The sequence below is a fragment of the Peribacillus aracenensis genome (genome assembly GCF_025175645.1).
Lineage (GTDB): Bacteria > Bacillota > Bacilli > Bacillales > DSM-1321 > Peribacillus > Peribacillus aracenensis.
The window spans coordinates 35,595-52,194 of the sequence record NZ_JANZMJ010000024.1 but is presented as its reverse complement, the minus strand read 5'-3'; the positions used below and the strand labels follow the sequence as shown (position 1 = coordinate 52,194).

Annotated in this window: 13 protein-coding genes; 11 read left to right on the top strand and 2 right to left on the bottom strand. The window is 41.0% G+C overall.

All coding sequences use genetic code 11. The features are described 5' to 3' along the window. The first annotated feature begins 7 nt into the window (after nt 1-7). From N0M92_RS20455 to N0M92_RS20430, 6 genes are all read left to right on the top strand, one after another. On the top strand, nt 8-1,027 hold the full coding sequence (locus N0M92_RS20455) for a zinc-binding alcohol dehydrogenase family protein (protein WP_260287557.1): 1,020 nt from the start codon (nt 8-10) through the stop codon (nt 1,025-1,027). A gap of 13 nt (nt 1,028-1,040) precedes the next feature. Continuing rightward, the gene (locus N0M92_RS20450) at nt 1,041-1,661 is read left to right on the top strand and encodes a bifunctional 2-keto-4-hydroxyglutarate aldolase/2-keto-3-deoxy-6-phosphogluconate aldolase (protein WP_260287556.1); all 621 of its coding nucleotides are present in this window, start codon (nt 1,041-1,043) and stop codon (nt 1,659-1,661) included. A gap of 12 nt (nt 1,662-1,673) precedes the next feature. Further along, the gene (gene uxuA / locus N0M92_RS20445) at nt 1,674-2,750 is read left to right on the top strand and encodes a mannonate dehydratase (RefSeq protein ID WP_260287555.1); all 1,077 of its coding nucleotides are present in this window, start codon (nt 1,674-1,676) and stop codon (nt 2,748-2,750) included. Beyond that, nucleotides 2,747-3,583 carry an SDR family oxidoreductase gene (locus tag N0M92_RS20440; RefSeq protein WP_260287554.1) on the top strand — a complete coding sequence of 279 codons (837 nt, stop codon included), beginning with the start codon at nt 2,747-2,749 and terminating at the stop codon, nt 3,581-3,583. The genes uxuA and N0M92_RS20440 overlap by 4 nt, the downstream gene beginning before the upstream one ends. A gap of 185 nt (nt 3,584-3,768) precedes the next feature. Then, the gene (locus N0M92_RS20435) at nt 3,769-4,770 is read left to right on the top strand and encodes a LacI family DNA-binding transcriptional regulator (RefSeq protein ID WP_260287553.1); all 1,002 of its coding nucleotides are present in this window, start codon (nt 3,769-3,771) and stop codon (nt 4,768-4,770) included. 158 nt (nt 4,771-4,928) lie between these two features. Then, nucleotides 4,929-6,170 carry an MFS transporter gene (locus N0M92_RS20430; protein ID WP_260287552.1) on the top strand — a complete coding sequence of 414 codons (1,242 nt, stop codon included), beginning with the start codon at nt 4,929-4,931 and terminating at the stop codon, nt 6,168-6,170. 96 nt (nt 6,171-6,266) lie between these two features. On the opposite strand, the gene N0M92_RS20425 is transcribed toward N0M92_RS20430, so the two are convergent. Beyond that, nucleotides 6,267-7,136, bottom strand: a complete 870-nt coding sequence (locus N0M92_RS20425) for an AraC family transcriptional regulator (RefSeq protein WP_260287551.1) — start codon at nt 7,134-7,136, stop codon at nt 6,267-6,269. Between the two features lie 198 nt (nt 7,137-7,334). Between N0M92_RS20425 and N0M92_RS20420 the strand changes: the two genes are divergently transcribed. The 4 genes from N0M92_RS20420 (at nt 7,335) to N0M92_RS20405 (ending at nt 12,494) form a co-directional block, all read left to right on the top strand. Further along, nucleotides 7,335-8,840 carry a UxaA family hydrolase gene (locus N0M92_RS20420; RefSeq protein ID WP_260287550.1) on the top strand — a complete coding sequence of 502 codons (1,506 nt, stop codon included), beginning with the start codon at nt 7,335-7,337 and terminating at the stop codon, nt 8,838-8,840. Nucleotides 8,841-8,884: 44 nt separating this feature from the next. Then, a complete protein-coding gene (locus N0M92_RS20415) occupies nt 8,885-9,898 on the top strand; it encodes a zinc-binding alcohol dehydrogenase family protein (protein ID WP_260287549.1) in 1,014 nt (337 codons plus the stop codon). An 82-nt stretch (nt 9,899-9,980) separates the two neighbouring features. Then, nucleotides 9,981-11,468: a tagaturonate reductase gene (locus tag N0M92_RS20410; RefSeq protein WP_260287548.1), complete on the top strand. Its 1,488-nt coding sequence runs from the start codon at nt 9,981-9,983 to the stop codon at nt 11,466-11,468. Nucleotides 11,469-11,789: 321 nt separating this feature from the next. After that, complete coding sequence (locus N0M92_RS20405; RefSeq protein WP_260287547.1) at nt 11,790-12,494, top strand: TerC family protein; 705 nt, start codon at nt 11,790-11,792, stop codon at nt 12,492-12,494. Nucleotides 12,495-12,693: 199 nt separating this feature from the next. On the opposite strand, the gene N0M92_RS20400 is transcribed toward N0M92_RS20405, so the two are convergent. Continuing rightward, entirely contained in the window at nt 12,694-14,175 is a 1,482-nt protein-coding gene (locus N0M92_RS20400) for an aldehyde dehydrogenase family protein (protein ID WP_192204991.1), read from the bottom strand. Nucleotides 14,176-14,645: 470 nt separating this feature from the next. On the opposite strand from N0M92_RS20400, the gene N0M92_RS20395 reads away from it, so the two are divergent. Next, nucleotides 14,646-16,478 (top strand): sigma-54-dependent Fis family transcriptional regulator, encoded by a 1,833-nt coding sequence (locus N0M92_RS20395; protein WP_260287546.1) that lies wholly within the window; start codon nt 14,646-14,648, stop codon nt 16,476-16,478. The last annotated feature ends 122 nt before the right edge of the window (nt 16,479-16,600 follow it).

The following is a 16,600-nucleotide window of genomic DNA, read 5'->3' as shown; positions in this document are numbered from 1 at the left end:
TGGGGAAATGAAAGCGGTTCAAGTACGGAAAGCTCATGAACTGATCATTCAAGAAGTGGAAAAACCTCGGATTTCAAACTCGACGGATGTCCTTGTGAAAGTAAAAAGAGTCGGGATTTGCGGATCGGATATGCATATTTATCATGGTACGAATCCACTTGCTACACTGCCGCGAGTCGTTGGACATGAAGTAGCGGGAGAAGTTGTGGAGATAGGTCAAGATGTCGCGGGCATAAAAGTGGGGGACCACGTTGTTATTGAGCCCATCAGTTATTGCGGGGAGTGTTATGCCTGCCGCAAAGGCCGCCAAAATGTTTGTGAAAAACTGTCCGTTTTTGGCGTGCATGAAGACGGTGGAATGAGGGAATGGTTCGTCCTTCCGGAGAAACAATTACATGTCGTGGATCCCGCTTTAGCTTGGGAAGAAATAGTATTGGCTGAGCCATACACTATCGGCGCACAGGCCGTATGGAGAGGCGAAGTGGAGGAAGGGGAAACAGTGCTTATCCAGGGGGCTGGGCCTATTGGCATTTGCATATTAAAGATGGCAAAGCTTCAAGGAGCATCAGTGATGATCACGGATTTAAGTGATGAGCGTTTGGAATTCGCTAAAGAAAGCGGCGCCGATATCACCGTCCATGCTGGTAAAGAAAATGTTCAAAAACGAGTGGAAGAATGGACGAATGGCGAAGGGGCCAACGTCGTCATTGATGCAGTATGCTTGCCGATGACATTTGAATTGTCCTTCGATGTCGTGTCAACGGCGGGACGGATTGTCGTACTCGGTTTTGATGAACGTCCTTCATCGGTTTCCCAGCTACCGATCACAAAAAAGGAAGTATCGGTGAAGGGGTCTAGGTTGCAAACCAATCAGTTCCCAAAAGTGGTAAAACTTTTGAATGAAGGAAAACTCAGACATGAAGGTTTAGTTACCCATACATTTTCGCTTGATGATATCCAGGAAGCATTTAATTTTGTTGAAAATCATCCCGAACAAGTTCGAAAAGCGATCATCGTTTTTAATTAAGGGGGTAGGAGCTATGGATAAACATTCAATCATACATCGAATAACGGAAACGAAAGTTGTAGCTGTTATCCGGGGACAGGATGCAAAGGAGGCGGCACAACTTTCTAAAGCAGCTGTGGAAGGCGGGATTCAGGCAATCGAATTGACTTATACAACACCGGGAATTGAAGAAGCTTTCAAAGAATTGCAAAATACGGATGCACTATTAGGAGCAGGCTCTGTACTTGATTCTGAAACGGCTCGGCATGCGATTTTAGCTGGCGCCAATTTTATCGTCAGCCCCTATTTTGTCAATGGCGTAGCCGAACTTTGTAATCGATACGGCATTCCCTATATGCCTGGATGCATGACAATTAGAGAAATGGCTACATCATTGGAAGCCGGTTGTGATGTTTTGAAGTTATTTCCGGCAAACCATTTTGAGCCTTCTTTCATCAAGTCGGTTAATGGTCCATTGCCCAATGTAAGGATCATGCCAACCGGCGGAATTAATTTGGATAACATGAAGGACTGGCTGAATGCAGGCGCGGTAGCAATCGGGATCGGCAGTGACTTGAACAAAGCCTATCAAAATGGCGGCTATGAAGCCGCAGTGGAATTAAGCCGAAAATACATGCAAAAAATTGCAGAATAATGGAGGTGCATGATGAACATTACATTTAGATGGTACGGGAAAGACAATGATACGGTTACGTTGGAGCACATTAAACAGATTCCTGGAGTGAAAGGGATTGTTTGGGCACTTCACCAAAAACCTGTTGGTGAGGTTTGGGAAAAGGAAGAAATTCAAGAAGAAATTGAGTATATCCAATCATTTGGTTTTCACACGGATGTCGTAGAAAGTGTAAATGTCCATGAATCGATTAAATTGGGTAACGAAGACCGCATGATTTATATAGAGAAATACAAAGAGACGATCCGGAATCTTTCGGAAGCTGGAGTGAAAGTCATTTGTTATAACTTCATGCCGATCTTTGATTGGACTCGGACGGAAATGTTCCATCCTTTGGAAGATGGCTCAACTGCCCTGTTTTATGAAAAGGCGAAAGTGGATACGTTAGCTCCGCAAGATTTAATTCGTACTGTAACGGAAGCTTCAGATTTAACTTTACCCGGTTGGGAACCAGAAAAGATGGATCGAATCTCTGAACTATTCGAAGCTTACAAAACTGTGGACGAAGAGCAGCTATGGGCGAATCTTGAAATATTCCTAAAAGAAATATTACCTGTTGCCGAGGCTTGCGGTATAAAAATGGCAATACACCCGGATGATCCGCCATGGTCCATTTTTGGCTTGCCAAGAATCATCACCGGAGAGTCGAGCTATGAAAAACTGATTTCGATTTCGGATTCACCATCGAATGCGTTTACCTTGTGTACAGGATCGATGGGGGCAAACCCTGAAAATGATATGGTCCAGGTGGCTAAAAAGTATGCAAACCGTTCGCCTTTCTCCCATATACGCAATGTGAAGATTCATGAAAACGGTGACTTTGTGGAAACATCCCATCATACCCAGGATGGATCGATCAATATACAGGGCGTCGTGGAAGAATTGAATAAGCAAAATTATACTGGTTATGTCAGACCGGATCATGGCCGCCATATATGGGGTGAAGTTTGCCGCCCAGGTTACGGATTATATGACCGAGCATTGGGAATCATGTATTTGCTCGGATTATGGGATGCATATGAAGCTACTAAATTAGGTGAAAAATCATGATTCCCATTCATGAAAACTTATCCAACAGGGTGGCAGTGATCACTGGAGGCAGCGGTGTTCTATGTTCCAAAATGGCGGTGGAATTGGCCCGCCATGGTGTCAAGATAGCTATATTGAACAGAACGGCGGAAAAAGGGCAAGAAGTGGTCGATCTCATTGAACGAACTGGGGGGACTGCGATATCCATCGCGGCAGACGTTTTGGATAGGGCCTCATTGGAAAATGCAAAAGGGAAAATAATAGAATTGTTCGGAAGAGTGGATCTATTAATAAATGGAGCGGGAGGCAATCATCCTGATGCCATTACCGCTCCAGAGAAATATGGGGAAGAAGCAGAAGGTAAATCCTTCTTTGATTTGGATGAAAATGGTTTCTCCCAGGTTTTTGCCAGTAATTTCACCGGTACATTTTTGGCGAGTCAGGTTTTTGGGAAAGAGTTATTGCAAGTGGAAGCACCTGTTATCGTAAATGTATCTTCCATGAGCTCCTACGCTCCAATGACTAAAGTACCAGCATATAGTGCTGCCAAAGCTTCGATAAATAATTTTACGATGTGGATGGCTGTTCATTTTGCCGAGGAAGGTTTACGGGTGAATGCCATTGCTCCAGGATTCTTTTTAACGAAGCAAAATCGGGATCTTCTGCTTAATGAAGATGGCAGCCTGACGGCAAGATCTAATAAAATCATTACATCAACACCCATGAAGCGCTTTGGGCAGCCCGAAGATTTACTTGGTACATTGCTTTGGCTCGTTGATGAATCCTATTCGGGCTTTGTCACAGGAATTACGGTACCAGTCGATGGCGGTTTCATGGCATACTCAGGTGTCTGAATCCAGGTCCAATAAAAAGGCAAACAAGTGACCGTGATTAAATTAGTTCCACTGTATGGGAAATTGACTTTTTTACTGCATCAGAAGGTGATTGTAAAGCGTTCCTTATTATAATAGAATGTTCCTTATATATCTAAGCCATTTTGGTATTAGAGATTTGAAACCATACGACAGGAATGAATGAAATGAAAACCATTACAATTACTGATGTCGCCAATCACGCTAAAGTATCAAAAAGCACAGTTTCCCAATACCTTAACAAACGTTACGAATATATGAGTGAAAAAACCAGGAAAAAGATTGAAGCAACAATAGAAGAGTTAAACTATCAGCCTAATATAATAGCACGCAGTTTAAAACAAAAATCCACTTTTACCGTCGGGGTAGTGGTTGCCAATATCCTTCATACGTTTTCAACGCAAGTTATTAGAGCTATTGAAAACTACTTTTACGAACAAGGGTTCCATATTATCGTATGCAATGCAGATGACAATCCTGAAAAGGAAAAAAATTATATTGAAATGCTAAGAGCTAAACAAGTGGATGGGATCATCATTTTCCCCACAGGGGACAATCTGGATTTATATCAACGTATGAAGAGTGATCATTTCCCGATTGTTTTCATGGATAGGACGATCGAAGAATTGGATATTGCAACTGTCATGCTCGATAATCACCTTGCTTCCAAGTTAGCGATCGACAGGTTTATTGAAAAGGGTTATGAAACCATTGCAATCATAACCACTTCAATCATACGCGATATCAGTCCTCGTATCGAACGGATCCAAGGGTACAAGGATTCCCTCGCGTCACATGGGATACCTTTCAATTCAGACTATATTAAAACAGTGAACGCAGATGAAATTCCGGTTGCACTTTCAGAATTTTTCGAATTGGAAAAGCCGCCTCAAGCCATATTGGCAGGAAATGATATCGTACTTAATGAAGTGTTGCGTTATATGAAACAGCACGAAATAAATATACCTGATGACATGGCGGTCATAGGGATTGATGATGTACCCTATGCCAGTTTCTATACACCGACCATCACTACGGTTAATCAGCCTGCCATTCAAATGGCCAACTTGGCAGCAGAGTTACTGCTTAGTCAAATCAATAAAACTGGAAAAGAGGATACAAGCGTACATCGCTTGAAACCGACTTTGCTTTCAAGGAATTCTTGCTAGAACCGGTTGTAAGAATTCCCGTGAAAAAGAAAACGCTTTTTTTACGGGGATTCTAAACCGATTTAGTTAAAAGTCATATAGGCTTTACTCTTGGTTATTAAATGGAAACGTTTCCAAAAATGCTGCTGCATTTATAGAAACGTATAGGGGGGTACTTTATGTTTTCAAATGGTAGAGGAATGGTTATTGTTTTCTTGTTCTTGGCAGGGGTGATAAATTATCTGGACCGATCTGCACTATCCATTGCAGCTCCGTTCATCCAAGATGATTTATCCTTAACAGCGACACAGATGGGGATTATTTTTAGTAGCTTTTCAGTTGGTTATGCCATATTTAATTTCCTTGGTGGAATGGCGTCCGATAAATGGGGTGCAAAGCTTACGCTTTTCGTGGCGATGATCGTTTGGTCTTTATTCAGTGGTGCTCTTGTACTGGCTGTAGGTTTTGCCAGTATGATCATCATCCGCATCTTGTTTGGAATGGGCGAAGGCCCTCTTTCGGCGACCATCAATAAGATGGTGAATAACTGGTTCCCAGCGAATCAACGGGCATCTGTCGTTGGTTTGACGAATAGCGGGACCCCGCTTGGTGGTGCCATAGCAGGTCCGATTGTTGGATTTATTGCCATCTCATATGGATGGAGAGTTTCTTTCATTGCCATAATGGTGATTGGTCTTATATGGGCGATTTGCTGGTGGAAATTCGTTAAAGAAAAACCAGAAGATTCAAAAGAACAGAAACATACGGGGAAATCTTATGTGGCGGCAACATCGGAAGGGAAGTTGAAATTCACCTTTTATTTAAAACAAAAAACGGTTTTATTTACTGCTCTCGCCTTTTTTTCTTACAACTATATTCTCTTCTTTTTCTTAACTTGGTTCCCAAGCTATTTGGTGGATGCACGCGGCCTAAGTGTAGAAAATATGAGCATCATCACTGTGATTCCTTGGATTTTTGGATTCATCGGACTTGCTTTGGGTGGTTTCGTGTCGGATTTCTTCTTTAAAAAATTCGCTAAAAAAGGTGTTTTATTCTCTCGTAAGCTCGTTCTTGTAACATGTTTGTTCTTATCGGCGGTATGTATCGGTTTTGCCGGACTGGTATCCACAACGGTAAGTGCGGTTACGCTTGTCGCACTTTCCGTCTTCTTCCTTTATTTGACTGGTGCCATTTACTGGGCAATCGTCAACGATGTTGTCGACCCTGGTAATGTTGGATCTGTTGGAGGTTTTATGCATTTCTTGGCAAATACAGCAGGTATCATCGGACCGACGTTAACAGGGTATATTGTCGATACCTCAGGCACCTACACAGTTGCATTCTTGCTTGCAGGTGGATTGGCCATCGTTGCATCGCTTGCAGTCATCCGTTTTGTAAGACCGATAGTAAAGCCTGTTTAATAGATTGTCAGAATGGAAGTGTCTCCCAAAGGAAATATCAAGGGATGACACTTCCATTTTTAAAGAATTAATATTTTTCATATTTACTAGGCATGCCTAGCGCATCCGATTTTCTTTTCGAAATGTTGCTGGCGTCTTTTCATTGTATTTTTTAAAGGTGCGAAAAAATTGGGGCATGCTTTCAAAACCACACATTTCAGCAATATGGGCAATGGTGTGATTCGTTTCTAGTAAAAGTTCCTTTGCCTTGATGATTCTTTTCGTATTTAAATATACTATTAAGCCAATTCCAGTCGTTTCCTTAAAAACTCTGCTGAAATGAGCGGGACTGACCAAAGCTTTTTGTGCAAGTGTCGTCAAGGTCAATGTTTCATCGATATGTTCATTAATATAGATTAAAATATCTTTGATCCATTCTGAACTATAGCTATTGCCCACTGGTAAATCTTCTTTGTCATTCATCCGGGTACGGTATAAATCAAGTATGATTTGATGAACGGTCAGCAAACAAGCATGCCTCGAGCCCATTGATTGGCTAGATGTTTCTTGCAGGATGAGTTGTAGCTGTTCCTCCATCTTTTCTTGTTTCTTTTGCGGCAATGATATTTTATAATTCTTACTCTTTTTTGTCAGGTCAAACAAATGTAAATATGAAAAAGAATCATCAACCATATCTTTATATATCAATGTGGGACTGAAAAAGATAATGGTGGAGGTAACGGGATCGTCCTTATTGGGTAAAGCCCTATGAATCGTATTATTAGGGATCAGGAATACATCCCCTTGCTGCATTTCATAAAACACATCACCGATAAAAAAAGTCCCCTTACCATTATAAACATAAACAATTTCATAATAATCATGCATATGATCGGACAATTCATTCTGGGGACTTTTCGTATCTTGATAGACAAAAGAAAATGGGAAGAGTAAATCATGATTTAATGCATTATGTATTTTTTTCATTTCGTTCATCTCCTGAAAGTATAATACAACAAAAATGAGTATATTTATAGCGAAATATGCAATTTATATTTCAAAAATTGATGTTAAAATTAAAAGGAATTTAAAAATTAAAAAAGTTCAAGCGGAAAATGAAAGGGCTTTCGGAATGGATTGACGTTTGGTTTTGAACGTCTTCACTCATGAAAAGGAGGGGACAAAATGAATAAATTTGTTCAATTGCATTCAAATGATGATGTTGTTATTTCCTTGGAGGGGATTCATAAAGGACATAGCCTCCAGATTCAATCGGAAGACAGGGGAATGATCAATATAAAGGCAAGTGATGACATTCCTAAAGGGCATAAAATGTTAGTGAAACCGGTAAAACGAGGGGAGGACGTAATCAAATTCGGTTACTCGATCGGAAAAGCAAAAGAAGATATTTCCATCGGCGATTGGGTTCACACCCATAATCTAGCATCCGGTTTGCAGGGTATATTGGATTATTCCTATCAACCTAGCAGTCAAAATACAAAAGAGCCTAGTCAAAGTCATACCTTCGAAGGATATATCCGTGAAAATGGGGAAGTGGGTATCCGGAATGAAATCTGGATCATCAACACGGTAGGTTGCATCAATAAAACATGTGAAGTTCTCGCTAAAATGGGAAATGAGCAGTTTAAAGATCGGCAAATCGATGGGATTCATCACTTTTCCCACCCATACGGCTGTTCTCAATTGGGTGATGATTTGACACATACACAGAAACTTTTAGCTGCCTTGGCTCAACATCCTAATGCAGCAGGGGTTTTAGTTGTAGGATTAGGATGTGAGAACAATCAAATCGAAGGATTTAAAGATGTCATAGGTGAAATTCCTCCCGATCGCATTAAATTTTTAAAAGCCCAGGAGGTTCAAGATGAATTGGAGAGCGGCTTGCGTTTAATAGGAGAATTAGTGGATTATGCCGAAGGGTTCGTACGCAAGCCAGTACCGGTTTCAAAGTTGAAAATAGGCTTGAAGTGCGGGGGTTCCGACGGTTTTTCAGGCATTACCGCTAATCCATTGGTTGGTGCTGTTTCCGACCTTATTGTAGCAAATGGAGGGACCACGATATTGACAGAGGTTCCTGAGATATTTGGAGCGGAAACGATATTGATGAACAGGGCAAGAGATGAAGAAACCTTTAATAAAATCGTTGGCCTTATTAATGATTTTAAACAGTATTTCATTCGCCATGATCAGGAAATTTATGAAAACCCTTCACCCGGAAACAAGGAAGGCGGCATAAGTACGCTGGAGGAAAAATCACTTGGGTGCACGCAAAAAGGCGGCCATGCCACTGTAGTGGATGTTAGTCCATATGGTGAACGGGTAGTGAAGCATGGTTTGAATTTAATCAATTCTCCTGGAAATGACCTGATTTCGGTGACGGCTTTGGCGGCAGCGGGTGCACATATCGTTCTGTTCACTACGGGAAGGGGAACACCATTTGGCGGACCGGTGCCAACTGTGAAAATAGCAACGAATTCAGATTTAGCCAATCGTAAAAAACACTGGATTGATTATAATGCAGGGCAGTTGATTGAAGGTAAAAAGATCGAGGAATTAGAGGACGATTTATTCCAATACATTCTTGAACTTTCATCAGGTAAAAAGAAAACGAATAATGAAAAATTTGGTTTTAGGGAGATAAGCATTTTTAAAGAAGGCGTCATTCTCTAACAGGTGTACATATCTATTAAGTTATTAAAAAGGAGTGTTATTCAGTGAAAAGCATGGTTTGTGAACGACCTTTTGAATTTAAGATGATCGAGTCGGAAAAACCGGTTCCAAACTCAGGAGAAGCTTTGATTCGTGTGCGCCGCATAGGAATATGCGGTACGGATATTCATGCCTATGGTGGTAATCAACCCTTTTTTAGCTATCCTCGAATACTTGGACATGAATTATCCGGTTATATTGAATCCATACCGGAGAATGAATCAGGGCTGAATGTCGGGGATCAAGTATCGATCATCCCCTATATGGAATGTGGAAAATGCCTGGCTTGCAGGAGTGGAAAAACGAACTGCTGTACGGATATGAAAGTTTTGGGTGTACATGCTGAAGGCGGCATGAGTGAGTGGATGACGGTGCCTTATAATCATTTGGTGAGAACTGAAGGTCTTACACTTGACCAATCCGCAATGATAGAGCCTTTAAGTATAGGGGCTCACGCAGTTAGGCGCGCCGCTATTCATAAAGGGGAATTTGCACTGGTAATTGGTGCTGGTCCAATTGGTTTGGGAGTCATGGCATTCGCTAAAGAACAGGGTGCGAAGGTGATCGCAATGGATGTAAATGATGAACGCCTTGCGTTTGCTGGCAAATGGGCAAATGTCGATTATACTTTGAACGTTTTGGAAAATCCAATGGAGAAATTAGCCCAATTGACGAATGGAGATATGCCAAGCGTGGTATTTGATGCGACAGGTAATGCTAAGTCAATGATGGATTCATTTAAATATCCTGCTCACGGCGGAAGGTTGGTTTATGTTGGGTTAGTTAAAGCGGATATTTCCTTTAATGATCCTGAATTCCACAGTAAAGAACTTACATTAATGGGAAGCCGCAATGCAACAAGGGATGACTTTAATTATGTCGTGAATACGCTGAAGAATGACAAGCTGGATATGGGCCAGTATATTACACACCGCACACATTTGGATGAATTGATCAATCAGTTTGAAGGGTGGTTAACTCCTGAAGCAAAAGTGATCAAGGCTATTGTCGAAATATAAGCATTAGGTATGCTTCGTAAGGGTGACCTCTTAAAACGCACTCTGAATTGGATATTTCAATGAGAAAAGGGGTTCTTTGATCATGGATATAAATAAAAGTCAACTAAACAGTCTGAGTAAAGAGACAAAAGCTGTCCAATATTCACATATGATGGATTTTCCCATAAAAGTATTGCAGATTGGGGAGGGGAATTTTCTTCGAGGCTTCTTTGATTGGATGATTCATGAATGTAATAAACAAGGGCATTTCATGGGAAGTATTGCAGTTACTCAGCCTCGCCTCGCCGGAAAAAGGAAAATAGAGGAGGTGAAGCGGCAAGATGGACTGTATACATTAATGTTACGTGGTTTTCACAAAGGGGTGAAAGTGGAGCGAACAGAGATCATTTCCGTTTTTTCGAAGGTAATCGATCCATATGAAGAATGGGAGGATTTTTTAGCATTATCAGAAAATCCTGAATTGGAATTTGTAGTTTCCAACACGACTGAAGCAGGGCTCAAATACCAGACGATTCCTTTGGAAGAAGGAAAGCCAATTGAATCTTTTCCAGGAAAACTGACTGCTTTTTTGCATCATCGTTATCTCCATTTCAACGGAGATGCGAAAAAAGGACTGATCATGCTGCCATGTGAGCTTTTAGAGAGAAATGGTGATTCATTGAAGCAATGCGTTCTTAAGCATAGCAGGGATTGGGATTTACCAAAGCCATTCATGGAGTGGGTGGACCGGGACAACCTATTCCTAAACTCGCTTGTAGACCGTATCGTTACAGGGTTCCCAGCCAATGAGTCGGAAAAACTATTTACGGAATGGGGATATAAGGATACGCTGCTAAATACGGCAGAACCATACCATTTATGGGCTATAGAAGGTGACCCTTGTATTGATCAACATCTTCCTTTACAACAAGCAGGCTTAAATGTGCGTTGGGTAAAAGATTTAACACCTTTTCAAATGAGGAAGGTACGGATTCTTAATGGTTCTCATACCTTGATGGCTCCTTTAGGCATTTTATCTGGAATGGAAGAAGTAAAACAGGCAATCGATCATCCGGAATTCAACCAATTTCTGAGCAATGCCATCGAAAAGGAAATAATTCCTTCATTACCTTTTGATCAAAATGAGATGTTGTTATATGGGGAAAGTGTTCTTGAGCGATTTAAGAATCCTTTTGTACATCACCTCCTGGCCGATATTTCGCTGAATAGCATTTCGAAGTTCAAGGTCCGTCTCCTGCCTACCTTAGAGGAATATCATAAGACGCAAGGCAGGCTGCCTCACTGTATCGTACGGGGTTTTTCAGGCTTGATCCGATTTTATAAGGTTCACGAAGTGAAGGGGCGTTATATTGGTAAAAGCTTTGCAGGTAAAGCCTATGTCGTTAAAGATGATATAAAGACCATTGAGTTTTTCAAGGAACAATGGCTTCGTTATGATAAGCAAGAAATCCCGCTTAGACAATTGATAGAGGCCACCTTAAGTAATAAATATCTATGGGGGAAGGATTTGAGCCATATCCCCAACCTAGGAAACGAAATATGCCAATATCTAGAAGGGATGATTGACTGAAATAATCCCTTGAAAGGATATGGGCAAGTTAAGTTTCAGGATTCTCCTGCCTATCTCTATTTTTTTCTTTATTTTATTTGTATTTTTGGTATACTGAATTAGTGATATTTTTTCTTGGTAGTTTCCTAATGGAAAGATAGTAAAAGAGTTACATATTCTTTATTCCCGTGAAGGGGAGTAGCGTCAGGGATAACCTGAAATAAAGTCGTCATTACGTGGGGAACCCACCGGCTTTATTGGCCTAATTCATTTAGTGCTTAGCGAGACCTTTGCCATTTATGGCAGAGGTCTCTTTATTTTTGTATAAAGGAGGAAATAGTGTTGGATTTTTTATCAGGTGAATTCATTTCAGGACTTTTAGCGATCATTATGATAGATTTGGTTCTAGCCGGTGATAATGCGATCCTTATTGGATTGGCTGCAAGAAAGCTTCCAAAAGATCAGCAAAAAAAGGTGATAATTTGGGGAGCGGTCGGGGCAATAGTGATAAGGATCATTGCAACGCTGCTGGTTGTCGTAATTTTAGAGGTGCCTGGTCTGCATTTAATAGGCGGATTACTTCTTGTATGGATCGCTTATAAGCTCCTTATTGATGAAGAAGAACATGATGTAAAGCCTGCAGACTCGATGTGGGCTGCCATAAAAACGATCATTATTGCAGATGCTTTGATGGGATTGGATAATGTCCTGGCAGTTGCAGGTGCATCACATGGTAACTTCACTTTAGTGGTGATCGGTCTACTTGTTTCCATCCCAGTAGTGATGTATGGAAGCACTTTAATCCTGAAGCTGATAGAACGTTTCCCATTCATCATTATAATTGGTGCGGGAATACTAGGCTGGACAGCTGCAAAAATGATTGTAGCTGAACCTTTCATGCTCGACTACTTTGCAAATCCCTTCATTAAATATGGATTTGAAGCGATAGTGGTGATTGGAATCCTGGTTGCCGGGACTTCAAGGCAGAAAACCATTGAAAAAGAAAAAGCAAACAGAGAAAAAATGCAAATCGAACGTAATGGATAATGGGTACAAAAAGACTTTTCGAAAATGAAAAGTCTCTTCTTTTTCTCTTTGCCTGAATGATATAAGTTAAATAACAAGATAAGGCTGTACCGAAGTCTACACTTTGGTACAGCCTTTTGCAAATATTAAAGGAAAAGATAACTGCATTTCAATCATGATATTTGAGCCGATTGATCATATGGAGCGTTCACTCTTTTATTTAGTTTAAGTTAATCCATACACTTTTGACTTCCGTATAATTTTCCAAAGCATAACTGCCCATTTCCCGACCAATTCCGCTTTGTTTATAACCGCCAAATGGAGAAGCGGCATCAAAGGCATTATAGCAGTTCACCCAAACTGTACCAGCTTTTAATTCATTGGCCACATAATGGGCTTTTTTTACGTCTTGTGTCCATAAACCTGCAGCCAATCCATATTCTGAGTTATTTGCACGGCTTATCACATCATCCAAATCATCAAAAGGCATTGCAGCTACAACAGGGCCGAAGATTTCTTCTTTAGCGATCGTCATTTCATCTTCAACGCCTGCAAATATCGTAGGTGTTACAAAATAGCCCTCTCCTTGCCCATAATTGCCCCCGGTAACCACTTCGGCTCCTTCAGACTTTCCTTTTTCAATATAACTTCCCACTCGTTCCAATTGTTCACTGGAAACCAATGGCCCTATCTGTGTAGAAGGATCAAGACCGGCCCCTTGTTTAATGTTTTTTGCATGAGACACTAAGTCGGCTACCACGTTGTCATAGGATTTCTTTTGAATGTACAGGCGGGAACCGGCACAGCAAACTTGTCCTTGATTAAACATGATGCCCATTAAAGCACCAGGAATGGCTTTACTCATATCTGCATCCGGAAGAATGATATTAGGTGATTTTCCGCCTAACTCCAACGAGATTTTTTTCACAGTTCCCGAAGCTTGGCGCATGATCATTTTCCCTACTGAGGTTGAACCGGTAAAGGCAATTTTATCGACATCTGGATGGTCTACAAGCGGTGACCCTGCTGTTTCCCCAAATCCAGGGATGACATTGAGGACGCCAGGAGGAAAACCTGCTTCAAGCGCTAATTGACCTAAATATAATGCTGAAAGCGGCGTTTGCTCCGCTGGTTTTAAAACGATCGTACATCCGGTTGCAAGGGCTGCGCCTAATTTCCATGCAGCCATAAGAAGAGGGAAATTCCAAGGGATGATTTGTCCTACCACTCCAACTGCTTCATGACGGGTATAATTGAAGTAATTCCCAGCAACAGGTATTGTTTGTCCTACTATCTTAGTTGCCCACCCAGCATAATAACGGAAGTGATCGATTGCAAGGGGGACATCGGCATTAGTGGTTTCACCAATTGGCTTGCCATTATCCAAGGTATCCAATTGTGCTAAAGCTTCTTTATGTTCTTCCATGAGGTCCGCTAATTTATAAATGAGGCGGCTGCGTTCCGATGCACTCATTTTTTTCCAAGGACCGTTGTCGAATGCCTTACGGGCTGCTTTGACTGCTTTATCTACATCTTCCGGACCTGCTTCACTCACAACCGCTAAAACCTTGCCGTTAGAAGGATCGAGAGTCTCAAAGGTTTTTCCTGAAGCAGCTTCCACCAATTCCCCATTAATCAAAAGCTTTTTAGTGCCCTTCAAGAATTCTTGCACTCGTGGATTAAGTTTAATAGTTTGTTCCATGTATAATACCCCTTTTCATTTGGATTTTAAGTTACATATTTGTTCGGACAATGGCTTTCCTCTAAGTAAAGGATCAAGCATGATCTTATGTGTTTGATACAATTCACTTTGGCTGCCATGCAGCAAGTCAGAATATTTTTAAAAACTGGATTACTGATTCTTTCCCCCCTTATCAATAGGAATCAATTTCTCGACATGTAATTATGCAAGACCTATGCCAAAACAAATAAACGATGAAACCAGTTAAAAGATGGTAGAGCGATATCGGAAGATGGCATCCTGTTCCATATTGGAACAGGAAGGTGTTCCAATATGGAACAAAAAAGTTTAGCAGTTCGCATAATGCCGTATTCATTTTGGTGAATATCTGAATTTTCTGTTATAATTAAACTGTATGAACGAATCCTGAATGCTCTGAAACAAAAAACAGTGGCCGATTTACTCGATTATACATACGGGAGGATTATTCAATGTCTGTTAATATAAGCGCGGATAAAGGAACCATACCGGCATTTATCCAAGAATCATGGCAGCGGTGCATTTCGAAGGGACTTCAGCCAAGCATGATGGATAAGGAAGATATGCTTGGTGCATTTGAGTTGGCCGAATACCACGATCGATATGCTGAGCTCCTGTACCATTCTTCCCCCATTTTAGAAGAAGTTTATCGCTCGATTAATGGTTTGGAGTCCATTTTATTACTTGCTGCTCCTGAAGGATATATCATCGAATCAGTTGGGGATCCAGCTTTCATTCGCCATGCAGATAATGTTTCCCTTAGGAAAGGGGCCAATTGGCTAGAAGAATCAAAAGGAACAAATGCAATAGGAACGGCCATAGTAGAGAAAAATCCTGTATTGATTCATGGCAGTCAACACTTTCATCAGGATAACCATTTCCTCACTTGTGCCGCATCGCCCATTTATCACCCTGATGGGCATCTGCTAGGTGTTTTGAACTTAAGCAGTCATCAACAGAATTATCATCCTTTTTCCGTTAGCTTAGTTCAAAGGGTGGCTGATAGCATCAAACAAGCACTCTTATTGTCCCATACACAAAAAAGGGAGAAAAACCTTTATTTTATATATGATTCATACCCTGATCCGTTAATTACCCTTGATAAAGAGGGGAAAGTTACAGATCTCAATTTAGCGGCGTCACAAGTTATCGGCACATTGAAAAAACCGGTATCGAATATAATATCAGGAACAGACCCACTTGTTTTGGAACAGAGGGTTTCAATTAAAGACCAGGAATTTATGGTGCAAACCCTTGGCAAAAATATGGAACATCAATCATCCGTGATCGTTCGGTTAAAAAAACAAAAATTGATTGATGGTTTAACAACTAATCGTTATCAATTTTCAGATATATTAAGTAACGATCCGCAAATGAATCAAACCATATCCATTGCTAAAAGAGCTGCAGTGCTTGATATCAGCTTGCTAATCACTGGAGAAAGCGGAACGGGAAAAGAACTATTCGCACAATCCATTCATGGGGTTAGTTTAAGAAGTGATAAACCATTCATCGCCATCAATTGCAGCGCAATTCCCGAAAATTTATTGGAAAGTGAGTTATTTGGATATGAAAAGGGTGCCTTTACTGGCGCAAAAAGCGGCGGGCATAAGGGGAAGTTCGAAGCTGCGGATGGCGGAACCCTTTTTTTGGATGAGATCGGGGACATGCCGCTTCAAGCTCAAGCTACCCTGCTTCGCGTGCTTCAGGAACGATGTGTGACGCGTGTCGGCGGACATGCTTCCATTCCAATCGATGTAAGGGTCATTGCCGCCACCAACAAAGACTTACAAAAAGAAATTGAAGCTGGAGAATTCCGTGCAGATCTATTTTTCCGCCTTTGTGGATTATCTTTGAAAATTCCAAATCTTAAAAGTCGGAAGGATTTATTGCTGTTAGCAGAATACATTTTAGCGGATTTACCTTATAAGAGTGAACATACCGAATTAACTGATGAAGCTAAAACATTCATATTGGAATATTCATGGCCAGGAAATTTCCGTGAATTGCAAAACGTACTGGGACAGTCTGCATTCCTAGCTGAAAATGGACCGATTACAAGGGACTCGCTTGTGGCGCTTTGTCCTGTTTCTTCCATTACACATGAGGAAGGGGCAAATGCCGATCAAGGACCAAGAAACTTTCAAGAACAAGAAACCCAGCTGATCAGAAATGCGTTGGAACGAACAAATGGAAATATCAGTAACGCCGCGAAGCAACTCGATATCGGCCGAAATACGCTTTATAGAAAAATGAAAAAATATGGAATCAAATTTCTAAAGTAAGAGTTTCTTAGTATATTTAAAAACATGAATGATGAGTTTCCATTTTAAAATCTCAGATTCCCGACCTGATTTGGTCGGTTCTTTGGTATCGCGAGTAAACATATGCGGACAAGCATACCTTT

What these genes read in the sequence shown, in the direction of transcription:
- N0M92_RS20410 (WP_260287548.1), top strand. Translation starts at nt 9,981, where the DNA reads ATGGATATAAATAAAAGTCAACTAAACAGTCTGAGTAAAGAGACAAAA.
- N0M92_RS20400 (WP_192204991.1), bottom strand. Translation starts at nt 14,175, where the DNA reads ATGGAACAAACTATTAAACTTAATCCACGAGTGCAAGAATTCTTGAAG.
- N0M92_RS20455 (WP_260287557.1), top strand. Translation starts at nt 8, where the DNA reads ATGAAAGCGGTTCAAGTACGGAAAGCTCATGAACTGATCATTCAAGAA.
- N0M92_RS20430 (WP_260287552.1), top strand. Translation starts at nt 4,929, where the DNA reads ATGTTTTCAAATGGTAGAGGAATGGTTATTGTTTTCTTGTTCTTGGCA.
- N0M92_RS20440 (WP_260287554.1), top strand. Translation starts at nt 2,747, where the DNA reads ATGATTCCCATTCATGAAAACTTATCCAACAGGGTGGCAGTGATCACT.
- uxuA (WP_260287555.1), top strand. Translation starts at nt 1,674, where the DNA reads ATGAACATTACATTTAGATGGTACGGGAAAGACAATGATACGGTTACG.
- N0M92_RS20425 (WP_260287551.1), bottom strand. Translation starts at nt 7,136, where the DNA reads ATGAAAAAAATACATAATGCATTAAATCATGATTTACTCTTCCCATTT.
- N0M92_RS20395 (WP_260287546.1), top strand. Translation starts at nt 14,646, where the DNA reads ATGTCTGTTAATATAAGCGCGGATAAAGGAACCATACCGGCATTTATC.
- N0M92_RS20435 (WP_260287553.1), top strand. Translation starts at nt 3,769, where the DNA reads ATGAAAACCATTACAATTACTGATGTCGCCAATCACGCTAAAGTATCA.
- N0M92_RS20450 (WP_260287556.1), top strand. Translation starts at nt 1,041, where the DNA reads ATGGATAAACATTCAATCATACATCGAATAACGGAAACGAAAGTTGTA.
- N0M92_RS20420 (WP_260287550.1), top strand. Translation starts at nt 7,335, where the DNA reads ATGAATAAATTTGTTCAATTGCATTCAAATGATGATGTTGTTATTTCC.